The 11,103-nt window shown below is 71.4% G+C and carries 10 protein-coding genes; 5 read left to right on the top strand and 5 right to left on the bottom strand.

The window, feature by feature from the left end; translation table 11 throughout:
* Positions 1-2: 2 nt before the first annotated feature.
* Positions 3-536: an N-acetyltransferase gene (locus tag AB0J66_RS43370; protein ID WP_364673485.1), complete on the top strand. Its 534-nt coding sequence runs from the start codon at positions 3-5 to the stop codon at positions 534-536.
* A 7-nt stretch (positions 537-543) separates the two neighbouring features.
* On the opposite strand, the gene AB0J66_RS43375 is transcribed toward AB0J66_RS43370, so the two are convergent.
* Positions 544-1,893, bottom strand: coding sequence for an AMP-binding protein (locus tag AB0J66_RS43375; protein WP_364673487.1), 1,350 nt, complete (start codon positions 1,891-1,893; stop codon positions 544-546).
* The gene (locus AB0J66_RS43380) at positions 1,890-2,450 is read right to left on the bottom strand and encodes a hypothetical protein (RefSeq protein ID WP_364673488.1); all 561 of its coding nucleotides are present in this window, start codon (positions 2,448-2,450) and stop codon (positions 1,890-1,892) included. The genes AB0J66_RS43375 and AB0J66_RS43380 overlap by 4 nt, the downstream gene beginning before the upstream one ends.
* A gap of 470 nt (positions 2,451-2,920) precedes the next feature.
* Here AB0J66_RS43380 and AB0J66_RS43385 point away from each other — a divergent pair, with 470 nt between their 5' ends.
* Positions 2,921-3,370 carry a helix-turn-helix transcriptional regulator gene (locus AB0J66_RS43385; RefSeq protein WP_364673489.1) on the top strand — a complete coding sequence of 150 codons (450 nt, stop codon included), beginning with the start codon at positions 2,921-2,923 and terminating at the stop codon, positions 3,368-3,370.
* 56 nt (positions 3,371-3,426) lie between these two features.
* Here AB0J66_RS43385 and AB0J66_RS43390 read toward each other — a convergent pair whose 3' ends face one another.
* The 3 genes from AB0J66_RS43390 to AB0J66_RS43400 form a co-directional block, all read right to left on the bottom strand.
* Positions 3,427-4,623 (bottom strand): esterase-like activity of phytase family protein, encoded by a 1,197-nt coding sequence (locus AB0J66_RS43390; protein WP_364673491.1) that lies wholly within the window; start codon positions 4,621-4,623, stop codon positions 3,427-3,429.
* A gap of 35 nt (positions 4,624-4,658) precedes the next feature.
* Positions 4,659-5,582, bottom strand: coding sequence for a glycosyltransferase (locus AB0J66_RS43395; protein ID WP_364673493.1), 924 nt, complete (start codon positions 5,580-5,582; stop codon positions 4,659-4,661).
* A 108-nt stretch (positions 5,583-5,690) separates the two neighbouring features.
* Positions 5,691-6,038, bottom strand: coding sequence for a hypothetical protein (locus AB0J66_RS43400; RefSeq protein ID WP_364673495.1), 348 nt, complete (start codon positions 6,036-6,038; stop codon positions 5,691-5,693).
* Positions 6,039-6,174: 136 nt separating this feature from the next.
* Between AB0J66_RS43400 and AB0J66_RS43405 the strand changes: the two genes are divergently transcribed.
* The 3 genes from AB0J66_RS43405 (at position 6,175) to AB0J66_RS43415 (ending at position 11,102) form a co-directional block, all read left to right on the top strand.
* Entirely contained in the window at positions 6,175-6,582 is a 408-nt protein-coding gene (locus AB0J66_RS43405; protein ID WP_364673496.1) for an SHOCT domain-containing protein, read from the top strand.
* A gap of 72 nt (positions 6,583-6,654) precedes the next feature.
* Positions 6,655-9,990, top strand: a complete 3,336-nt coding sequence (locus tag AB0J66_RS43410) for a DUF4132 domain-containing protein (RefSeq protein WP_364673498.1) — start codon at positions 6,655-6,657, stop codon at positions 9,988-9,990.
* Positions 9,987-11,102, top strand: coding sequence for an AAA family ATPase (locus tag AB0J66_RS43415; RefSeq protein WP_364673499.1), 1,116 nt, complete (start codon positions 9,987-9,989; stop codon positions 11,100-11,102). The genes AB0J66_RS43410 and AB0J66_RS43415 overlap by 4 nt, the downstream gene beginning before the upstream one ends.
* Position 11,103 lies beyond the last annotated feature (1 nt).

Raw genomic sequence — 11,103 nt, forward strand, 5'->3', positions numbered from 1 at the left:
GTGTGATCATTCGGCGTGAACGGCCCGGGGATGCCGGCGCGATCCGTGCGGTTACGGCGGAAGCCTTCCGCGGTCTGGCGTACAGCGCGCCGCCGGTGGAGCCGGGTGGTGATCCCGGCGAGGCGGCGCTCGTCTCCTGGCTGCGCGACGACGACGGCTGGATCCCGGAGCTGTCGCTGGTCGCGGTCGAGGACGATCAGGTCGTCGGGCACGTCGTCGCGACGCGGGCCCACGTCGATCAGCGGCCGGTTCTGGGGCTGGGGCCGGTGAGCGTCCTCCCGGCCCGCCAGCGGGCCGGCGTGGGGAGCGCGATGATTCACGCCGTTCTCGGCGCGGCCGACGCGCTGGGCGAACCCCTGGTCGGGCTGCTCGGCAACCCGCTCTTCTACCGCCGGTTCGGCTTCGTCGCCGCGCAGCCGCTCGGGATCGCCGCGCCCGACCCGGCATGGGGTGACAACTTCATGGTCCGGACCCTCAGCCAGTACGAGAGCCTGACCGGCCGTTTCCGGTACGCCGAACCGTTCGACCGGCTCTGACGGCCCGCTAGGCCCTTTTCAGGGTGGCCTTCTGGACTTTGCCCATCGCGTTGCGGGGCAGCTCGCCGACCAGGTGGACCACGCGGGGGCGTTTGTGGGCGGCCAGGCGTTCGGCCACGAAGGCGGTCAGCTCGGGGCCGGTGACCGCGTCGGCCACCACGTACGCGGTGATCTGCTCGCCCAGGTCGGGGTGCGGGGTGCCGACGACGGCGGCCTCGCGGACGGCCGGATGCAGCAGCAGGGCGTCCTCGACCTCGCCGGCGCCGACGCGGTAACCGCCGGTCTTGATGAGGTCGGTCGAGGCGCGGCCGACGATGCGGTGCCAGCCGTCGGGTCCGATCGTGGCCACGTCGCCGGTGGTGTACCAGCCCTCCGGGCGGGCCGGCTGGTTCAGGTAGCCGTCGAACAGGGTGGCCCCGCGGACCTGGAGGTGGCCGATGCCGCCGGACTCGTCGGCCAGACGCGTCTCGACACCGGGGACGGGCCGGCCGACGTGACCGGGGCGGCGTTCGCCGTCGGCTCGGGTGCTCACCGTGATGAGGGTTTCCGTCATTCCGTACCGCTCGATCGGGGCCTGGCCCGTCAGGGCCTTCAGCTCCTCAAAGACGGGAACGGGCAACGGGGCGCTGCCGGAGACGAGCAGACGGGCCCGGCGCAGCTCGCGCGCCTCGGCCGGGGCGGCGCACACCCGCGACCAGACCGTGGGTACGCCGAAATACATCGAACCGCGCGTGGCCGCGTACAGCTGGGGTGTGGGTTTGCCGGTGTGGGCGAGGCGCGAGCCGAGACGCAGCGGGCCGAGGACGCCGAGCACCAGGCCGTGCACGTGGAACAGCGGAAGGCCGTGCACGAGGGTGTCGGCGGCGGTCCACTGCCAGACCTCGGCGAGCGCGTCGAGGTCGGCGGCCAGGGCGGCGCGGGAGAGGACGACGCCCTTGGGCGGGCCGGTGGTGCCGCTGGTGTAGAGGACGAGAGCGGCGGCCTTCGGGTCCGGTTCCGCTGGGACGGTCCCGTGGGGTACGCCCGTGATGCGCACGATCGGCAGGTGCCCGGCGGCGGCCGGATCGTCGGAGAGCATGAGCTCGGCGCCGGAGTCGCGCAGAATGTGGGCGCGCTCCAGCTCGCCCGCGTCCGGCGGCACGGGAACGGCCTTCACCCCGGCCAGCAGCGCGGCCGTGACCGCCACGACGGTCCCGGCGCTCGCGGTGGCATGCACGGCAACGGTTTCCGCCCCGGCCAGCTCGGCCGCGAGACCGGCGGCCCGGCCCAGAAGCTCGTGCCGGGAGAGACTCCGATCGGGGTCGCGGACGGCGTCCTCGAGGTCGGCCGGGTCGTGCAGGGCGCTCAGCAGTCTCATGCTTCCAGCCTGGTGACGATCGGGGCGATCAGGTCGTTGAGCTCGCGGGCCAGCACGGTGACGGCCCGCTCGGCCAGGTCCACCATGGCCGGTCCCGGCCCGTCCGGCACCGGGGGCAGCGGGCCGAGCTCGACCGGCGCGTCGACCTGCAGGGTGGAACGCACGTGCGGCACCCGGCTCAGCTCCTCGGCCGACGGCTGCAGGAACTGCCCGAACGTCTCCGGCCACCCCCGCCATCCACGATCCCGCTGCCACACCTGATCTCCGGACAGCGCTTCGGGCCAAGGAGCCACCAGCCGTACGTGGACAGTCAGCGACCCGTCCCACTCGTTGCGCACACACTCGGCCGCCAGCACACGCCGGTGAAGCCGCACATATCCCGGATCGAGCTGCGGCGCCGTGGCCAGCCGCCACGCCACACAGGCAAACCCGACCGGCGAGATGTCCCCCCAGCAGTCGGCGAACTCCTTGGCGCTCGCAAGCACCCGTTCGGCGAACCGTCCTCCGTTCTCCCGGTCGTACTGCCGATCGATCCACGCCACAGACACAGGAGCCACGCGCCCACCCTATCCCCGGCCTACCCACCCCGAATTCCCCTCTTACGGGTATGGCCCGCCGTCCCTCGCGCGACGAAAATGCGACCCGTGACCGACTTCGTCCGATGGAGCGACATCCGCGCCGGACATGCAGCCCGCATCGGCGGCAAACGAGCCTTCGAAGGAAACTCCGAGCCGCGATGGCGGCTTACCGCCTCGCCGAGGCTATCCGTGCGGACGCTCAACCCTCCGCCAAGCCTGACGAGGCGAGTTCGCATAGTCCCCGCCGCTCGTCTGGTGTGGCCGCGGTCGCCATCCCCCAAGCTTCCTAGGAGGCTAGGTGCCTGGTTGCCGGGGCAGGGCTGAGGGGCTGGCGGCAGGCGGCGGCCGGGCCAGCGGGCCAGCGGGCCAGCGGGCCAGCGGGCCAGCGGGCCAGCGGGCCAGCGGGCCAGCGGGCCAGCGGGCCAGCGGGCCAGCGGGCCAGCGACAGGATGATGGGGCGGTGGCGGTGGCTGTGCGATGGTGGGCGGGTGGAGGTCGGGGATCTGCGGCGGCTGTTGCGAGCTCGGGATGTGATGGACCGGGACTTTGCGCTGCCGCTTGATGTGGCGGGGCTGGCTCGGGTGGCGCTGATGTCGCCGGGGCACTTCTCGCGGAGCTTTCGGGCGGCGTACGGGCAGACGCCGTACAGCTATCTGATGACGCGGCGGATCGAGCGGGCGAAGGCGTTGCTGCGGCGCGGGGACATGTCGGTGACCGAGGTGTGTTTCGCGGTGGGGTGTACGTCGCTGGGGTCGTTCAGCTCGCGGTTCAGTGAGCTGGTCGGGGAGAGCCCCAGTGGGTACAAGGCGCGGGCCCATGGCGATGGCGCGGCGGTGCCGGCGTGCATTTCGAAGGTCTACACGCGGCCGGTGCGGGACTCAGCGGCGGTCGGGCGCTGATTGCGTACAGCCAAAAGCGCCGGACGGGCCGTGACGGGCCCGCCCGGCGCGAGGGATCACTTGAGGATGCGCTTGTCCGCGTGAAGCGGCTTCGGCAGAGCGATGGTGATCCACTCGTTGTTGTCGGCGACGCCGGCCGTGCGGCCGCTGGAGAACGGGAAGTTGTTGTCGTTCAGCACGGCGATGGTCTTGTCGTCGAGGATGACGACGTCCTCGATGGTCTGGAACGGGAAGGTGAACGTGGTGCCGAAGCCGCCGAGTTTGCGCGGGTTGGCGATGTTCATCAGGTCGACCAGCAGGGTCTTGTCCATCAGGCCGTCGCGGTTGCGGTCACGCTTGTCGGCGATGTAGATCCGCTTGAAGGCGGCTGTCGCGCCCTGGCCGTTGTCGCGCTCGATGACCAGGAAGCGGTCCTGGTCGACGGCGATGGCGTCCCCGATGGCGTTGTCCGGGTTGTCGAGCTGGTAGGCGAAACGCTTGCCCGTGTACTTGGCGGCGCGGCGGTCGAACTCGTTCAGCCGCAGCTGGCCGGCCGGGTCACCGGTGACGGTGCCCTCGAGCAGCGGGTAAAGGTAACGGCCGTCCGGGGAGGCGGCCATGCCCTCGAAACCCTTGCTGCTGCGGGCGGTCGCGGTGACGCCGGTACGGGCCGCGGTCTCCGGGGCGACGACACCCTCGAGCGGGATCGGGGCGCGCAGCAGGCGGCCGGCCCGGTCGAAGTTCAGCAGGTACGGGCCGAACTCGTCGCCGATCCAGTACGACCCGTCGGCGCCCTTGACGATCGACTCGGGGTCGAAGTCGGCGCCGGTCAGGACGCGGTCCTCGCGGGTCAGCTTCCAGGACACGAACTTGTTCGGGTCGGTCAGGTTGACGCCGCCGAGCACGTCGACCTTGTTCGTCTTGAAGACCGGGGCCAGACGCTGTACGCGGAGCAGGAAGTCGGCCGAGCTCACCTGCGTGCCGTACCCGTTGTCGGAGAGCACGTCGTACGTGCCGTCGCCGTTGCCGGCGATCCCGGAGAAGCCCTGAACCGGCTGGTCGGCGAAGGGCAGCGCGAAGCCGTTGGTGGTGCCCGAGGCCTGCGCGCCGGACGGCTCGCTGCCGGGCACGAAGGTCGCGGCCGGCAGCGACGCGAACCCGGTGAGGGTGGGCTTGGCGACGCTGTGGCCGCCGGCGTTCGCGGTGCCGGCCAGCGTGAGGGTCAGGGCAAGGACGCCGGAGGCGGCGAGGATATTAGTAGCCGTCTTTCTCATGATCGCCGACGCTAGGGAACCGGGGTTAAGCGTGATCAACCTCGCGGTGGCGTCTGCGCCAATGTCTCCACTCCCCCGCCGAAACCGGCCGCCGCGACGGCCGCGATGACGGTGGCGGCCCGCAGCGCGTGGAAACCGCCGCGGCCCATGGTGGCGTCGGCCAGATTACGGGCGACCGCGCGGGGCAGGGTGCGGCGCAGATATTCCTGCTCGGTGCCGAGTTTCTGGTTTCGTGGCAGTAAAGCCGACATCTGCACCTTTCCCCGCCCTTCCGCATAGCAGCGGCGCAGAAAGAAACGGAAGGTGCTGCGGTCGAGGGGCACATCGTGCTCGATGACCGATTCCGGCACGTACATCCAGCGGCCGCCCGTTTCCGCGCTGATCCGCAGACACAATTCGGTGTCCTCGGGCCGGTTCCGGTCGCCGAGCTTGCCGAAACCGGTGCGGAAACCGCCGGCAGCCAGAAAAGTCGCCCGGCGCACCATCATGCTCGCCGACCAGACATTGCGAATCTCGGCGATGGTGGTGGGCATTCCGGCGTACGAGACACCGACGGTCCAGAGCAGCTCGTCCGGCAGCCAGGCCGGGCGATGGCGCTCCCAGGCGGGCCGGATGCTGCCGCCCGCACCGGCCACGGTCGGGTCGGCGAACGGCGCCGCCAGATGAGCCAGCCAGCCCGGGTGGGCGACGGTGTCGTCGTCCAGGAACGCGATCAGCTCCGAACGTGCGTGGAAGGCGCCGGTGTTCCGGTTCCCGGACGCCCCTCTCACTGATGCGTTCTCCAGCACGGTGACACCGAGCTCCGCTTTCGCGCGCGCGAAAAGGCCCGGATTGTGGTCGACCACCACAATAACCTCGGCCGGCGCCATTTCCTGGGCGAGGGCCGAGGCGACCGTACGCTGAAGTGACTCCCAGCGACGCTCGGTGTGCGTGGGGATGACGATGCTGACGTCGTTCATGGCGGCGCTCCGTAAGCGATTCGGTCGTCTCGATCGACCGGCCGGAACGCTACGGAGTCACCCTATGAATTACATATGAAAATGACACACGTTCCATTTAAGAACGCGTTACCGCCAGAAGACGGCCACGGCCGCGTTGGCCAGCGTGAGCGTGATGATGCCGATGAAATGACCCTTGTTCACGGCTTCCCGCTTCCGCGGGATGAACACCATGATGAAGATCAGGATCGCGATGAGAAGCTTCACGCCCAGCTTGACCGGGCTCGGCTCGTCATCGCCGCCCCCACGCAGCGGGGCCGCCAGCCCGACGCCGCTGACCAGCTGGATGATCGAGCCCCAGAGGATCGCCGGATTGATCCGGAACTTCCCCGACAGGAACTGGGCGACTGCCCCACCCAGCAGCAGCGCGAAGCCGACCAGGTGGATGAAGAGAAGAATGAGCCGAATCGCTTCCACGGGCCAAGAGCTTGCCAAACCCGACCCCACCAGCCCCACCCGGGGCTGAGATTTAATCCCTGGCGGACGAGGACTGGGTCGGCCGGAGGGCGTGCACTGGGAGCCGGATCTATCCCCCTCGTGGAAGGGCACCTCCATGTTCGACGACAACGGCTCCTTCCTGCTCGCGTTGTTCGAGTTCTTCCTGTTCATCGCCTGGTTCATGTGCCTGTTCTGGATCTTCGGGGATCTGTTCCGGAGCAGGGACCTGGGCGGCTGGGGCAAGACGGTGTGGGCGCTGTTCATCATCATCCTGCCGCTGGTCGGGACGCTGGTTTACCTCATCGTGCGTGGTGGGGGCATGGCCGAGCGGACGGCGGCTAGTCAGACCGCGTTGCGGCAGCAGCAGGAGACGTACATCCGCTCGGTCGCCGGCGCCAACGGCGGCGCCCGCAGCGTGACCGACGAGATCTCGTCGGCCAAGGGCCTGCTCGACTCGGGCGCGATCACCGAGGCCGAGTACGCCCGGCTGAAGGAATCCGCCCTGGCCAAGAGCGCTGCCTGAGTTTCTGTCGTACGCCACCGCTAGCCTCTCCGGCACCAACGTTCGAGCTGGGCCGGATCAAGAGGTTGGCGCATGCAGACTTCCGAGGACACGTTCGAGTTTCCCGCTGCCTGGCAGCGGCACCGGTGGGCCCGCCGCGGCAGCTCCGGGATCACGGCGTTCACGCCCGACGCGAAAGCCCGGGCGTTCGTCGACGAGGAGCTCGCCGGGCGGACCGAGGTGGTGCGCTCGGTTCTCGAGGCGCCCGCGACCGCCACCGACATCCGCGACGCCGGGCTGGCCTGGGTCGAGGGCAAACCGGGAGTGACGCCGGCCGGTGCCGCGGCGGTGGCGGTGGCCGCCGGCGTCGGGAACTGGGCGATCCGCGACAAACTGCCCGCCTTCGCCGACGTGTGGATCGCGCGGCACGGCGTGGTCTTCGCGGCCCGGGCCGCCGTCGAGCTGATGTCGATGGAGACCACGGACAGCCGCGGCCCGGTCGTCCCCGGCCTGGCCCAGCGGTACGGCGTACGGCCCATGCGCCCGGGCGAGAAGCGGTACAGCTGGCAGGCCGACCCGCAGATGCAGACCCTGCTGCGGGTCCGGTCAGCGCTCGCGGCCGCCACCGGCGACGACTACGCGGAGGCCGTCGCCGCCCTGTCCGAGCACCGGCGCGGCCATCTTTATGCGCGGGCCGCCGCCTCCACGCTCGCGCCCACCGAGATCGAGTGGGTCGAGCAGGACATCGCCGACACGGTCGCCGCCCAGGACCCGTACCTCGCGGCCCTGCTCATCGCCGCCGCCGGCCAGGGCCGGCACCTCGACGCGCTCGCGCCCTTCGCCACCGGCTGGACGGTGTGGGGCTCGATGGCCATGCTGACCACCCTCGTCGACGGGGTGGGCGCGGCCGCGGCCCCGGCGCTGTTCGGCTGGATCGACGAGGAGGTGGGCGACGCCGGGGCCCAGCGCCGCCTGCTCGGCACGGTCGCCGTCCTGCCGGGTGACGAGGTCATGCGCGGCCTGATCGAGCGGGCCGACCGCAAATACGTCACGCCCTATCTGCTCGAGGCGGCCGGGCGTTACCCGCGTCGCGGGCTGCGCCATCTTGCCGAGTCCGGCCGGCACGACGATCTGCTCCGGGCCCACCTGCTCAACCATCCGGGCCTGGCCGAGCAGGTGTTGCCGATACTGAGCGTCCCGGCGGCGACCCGGGTCGAGCTGATCACGACCGAGGCCGCGTCGGTCGTGACGGCGCCGGCCTCCGCCGTGCCGCCGGTCCTGGCCGACCCGCCGTGGGAGCACCCCGTCAAACCGGCCAAGCCGGTCGTGATCGCCGGTCTGACCTGCGACGACCCGCCCGCGACGGAGTGGCTGCCGGGCGAGCGCGAGGCCTGGCGGGCCACCCCGATCCGCCACTACGGCCCGCCGACCGAGCCGTGGAAGCAGATCGCCCGGCGGATGTCCTCGGGCAAGCAGGAGTGGAACGACCCGGTCCGGCTGTTCACCGACGGGCCCGAGGAGCTGGCCCGCGAGGTGCTGCGCCAGTGGCGCCCGCGCTACGCCTACGACGCCGACTCGTGGATGCCAGTGGTGGCCGAACGATTCGGCGCCGACGCGCTACCGGCCGCGATCGAGCTGGCCCGGCACTCCCCGGCCGAGACGGCGCCGCTGCTGATGCCGTTCGTCTCGCCCGATCTGGCCGTGCTGATGGCAGGCTGGCTGGCCCGGCTCAAGACCACCCGGGCCTACGCGTTGCAGTGGCTGCTGCGTCACCCGTCCGCGGCGGCCCGGACGCTGGTGCCGGCCGCCCTGCAGAAGCCGGGTGCGCCGCGTCGCGAGGCCGAGCAGGCCCTGCTCGCGCTGCACACCAACGGCCACGGCGAGACCGTCAGGGCCACGGCCGAGATGTACGGATCGGAGGCGGCCACGGCCGTCGGGGCGCTGCTCGACACCGACCCGCTGACCGTGCTGCCGGCCAAGATGCCGCCGGTGCCGGCGTGGGCCGTGCCCGGTCTGCTGCCGCCGGTGCGGTTGCGCGACGGCTCGGGCGCGCTGCCGGCGGCCGCGGTGACCAATCTGATCAGCATCCTCGCGATCTCCCGGCTCGACGACCCGTACGCCGGTCTGGCCCTGGTCCGGGAAGCCGTCGAACCGTCGAGCCTGGCCGAGTTCGGCTGGGGGCTGTTCCAGCGCTGGCAGTCGGCCGGGGCCAACGCCAAACAGAACTGGGCGCTGGCCGCGCTCGGCCTGATCGGCGACGACGAGACGGTCCGGCGGCTGACCCCGCTGATCCTGGCCTGGCCGGGTGAGGGCGGGCACGCCAAGGCGGTCACCGGCATCACCATCCTGGCCGCGATCGGCAGCGACGTGGCTTTGATGCGGCTGCACGGCATCGCCCAGCGGGCCAAGTTCAAGGGCCTCAAGAACGCCGCGAACGAGAAGATGGCCGAGGTCGCGCAGGGGCTCGGGCTCAGCGCCGAGCAGCTGGGCGACCGGCTGGTGCCCGACTTCGGGCTGGACGAGGCCGGCAGCCTGCGGCTGGACTACGGCCCCCGCTCGTTCACGGTCGGCTTCGACGAGCAGCTACGGCCGTTCGTGGCCGGCAGCGACGGCAAGCGGCTCAAGGCGCTGCCCAAACCGGGCGCGCGCGACGACGCGGAGCTCGCCCCGCAGGCGTACAAGCAGTTCTCGGCCTTGAAGAAGGACGTGCGGACGGTCGCCACCGACCAGGTGCGCCGCCTGGAACGGGCCATGGTGACCGGGCGCCGGTGGAGCGCCGGGGAGTTCCGGCAGCTGTTCGTCGGCCATCCGCTGCTGTGGCACATCGTGCGGCGCCTCGTCTGGGCCGTGTGGGACGCCTCGTCGGAGCCGCTCGGCGCGATCCGCGTGGCCGAGGACCGCACGTTCTCGACCGTGGAGGACGAGGAGACCTCGCTGCCCGAGGACGCGACCGTGGGCGTGGCCCACCCGCTGCACCTCGGCGACGACCTCGCGGTCTGGTCCGAGCTGTTCGCCGACTACGAGATCCTGCAGCCGTTCGCCCAGCTCGGCCGGGCGACGTTCACGCTCACCGAGGAAGAGGCGCAGACCAGCCGGCTGGCCCGCTTCGAGAGCATCACCGTGCCCACGACCAAGCTGCTCGGGCTCGAACGGCGCGGCTGGCGGCGCGAGGACCCGCAGGACGCCGGCATCCAGGGGCGCTTCGAGCTGGCCGTCGCGGCCGGGGTCGAGGTGGCGGTGGAGATCGAGCCCGGCATCGCGATCGGCTACATCGACGAGTTCACGGAACAGAAGATCACGATGGTGATGCTGCACAACGGCACCGGCAACCGGTGGCACAACGACCCGCGCGGCCAGCTCGCGCTGGGCGGGCTCGACCCCGTGGTCGCGTCCGAGATCATCCGCGACCTGACCGAGGTGACCGCATGAGCCTCACCGAGATCCCGGTGACCGACCCGGCCGACAGCGTCCAGCGGCCGCCGGCCGAGGTGCGCTTCGCCGACGAGCTGGCCCGGCTCCGGGCCGCCGACACCGCGGCCCGGCCGCCGGGCTGGGCGCTCAGCGTGCAGGCGGCCCGCCGCTTCGTCGTCGGCGACCCGGCGCTCGAGGTGAGCCGCAAGTTCGTCGGCGACCCGTCGCTGATCGACCGGGCGCTGATCACGCTGGCCACCAGCCGCGGGCTGATGCTCGTGGGCGACCCCGGCACGGCCAAGTCGCTGCTGTCCGAGCTGATCGCGGCCGCCGTCAGCGGCGACTCCACACTCACCATCCAGGGCGGCGCGGCCACCACCGAGGACCAGATCCGCTACTCGTGGAACTACGCGCTGCTGGTCGCCGAGGGGCCGTCCACCCGCTCGCTGGTGCCGGCGCCGCTGCTGCGCGGCATGGCCGAGGGCCGCACGGTCCGGTTCGAGGAGATCACCCGCTGCCCGCTCGAGGTGCAGGACTGCCTGCTCTCCCCGCTGAGCGACCGGGTGCTGGCCATCCCCGAGCTGACCGGGCCGGAGTCGATGGTCTTCGCCCGCGACGGGTTCAACATCATCGCCACCGCGAACACCCGCGACCGCGGCGTCAACGACATGAGCTCCGCCCTCAAACGCCGCTTCAACTTCGAGACCGTGTTCCCGATCGCCGACTTCGCCACCGAGCTCACCCTGGTGGCCGACGAGGCGGCCCGGCTGCTGGCCCGTTCCGGGGTGACCGCCGAGCCGCGCCGGGACGTGCTCGAAGTCCTGGTGACCACGTTCCGGGAGCTGCGCAGCGGCGAAACCGGCCGCGGCGACTCGATGGACAAGCTGTCGGCGGTGATGAGCACGGCCGAGGCGGTGTCGGTGGCCCACGCGGTCGGGTTGCGCGGCTGGTTCCTGCGCGGCGAGCCCGGCAACGCCGAGGACATCGTGGCCTGCCTGGCCGGCACGGCGGCCAAGGACAACGCGGACGACCTGGCCAAGCTGCGGCGCTACCTGGCCCAGCAGATCACCTGGCGCGACGGCACCCAGTGGCGGGCGCTGCACCAGGCCCGTCACCTGCTGCCGGGCTGAG

Source organism: Actinoplanes sp. NPDC049598 (assembly GCF_040675435.1).
GTDB lineage: Bacteria > Actinomycetota > Actinomycetes > Mycobacteriales > Micromonosporaceae > Actinoplanes.

Excerpts from the sequence above, each read along its gene's own strand:
- AB0J66_RS43395 (WP_364673493.1), bottom strand. The coding sequence starts at position 5,582 with ATGAACGACGTCAGCATCGTCATCCCCACGCACACCGAGCGTCGCTGG.
- AB0J66_RS43390 (WP_364673491.1), bottom strand. The coding sequence starts at position 4,623 with ATGAGAAAGACGGCTACTAATATCCTCGCCGCCTCCGGCGTCCTTGCC.
- AB0J66_RS43385 (WP_364673489.1), top strand. The coding sequence starts at position 2,921 with ATGATGGGGCGGTGGCGGTGGCTGTGCGATGGTGGGCGGGTGGAGGTC.
- AB0J66_RS43405 (WP_364673496.1), top strand. The coding sequence starts at position 6,175 with ATGTTCGACGACAACGGCTCCTTCCTGCTCGCGTTGTTCGAGTTCTTC.
- AB0J66_RS43375 (WP_364673487.1), bottom strand. The coding sequence starts at position 1,893 with ATGAGACTGCTGAGCGCCCTGCACGACCCGGCCGACCTCGAGGACGCC.
- AB0J66_RS43410 (WP_364673498.1), top strand. The coding sequence starts at position 6,655 with ATGCAGACTTCCGAGGACACGTTCGAGTTTCCCGCTGCCTGGCAGCGG.
- AB0J66_RS43415 (WP_364673499.1), top strand. The coding sequence starts at position 9,987 with ATGAGCCTCACCGAGATCCCGGTGACCGACCCGGCCGACAGCGTCCAG.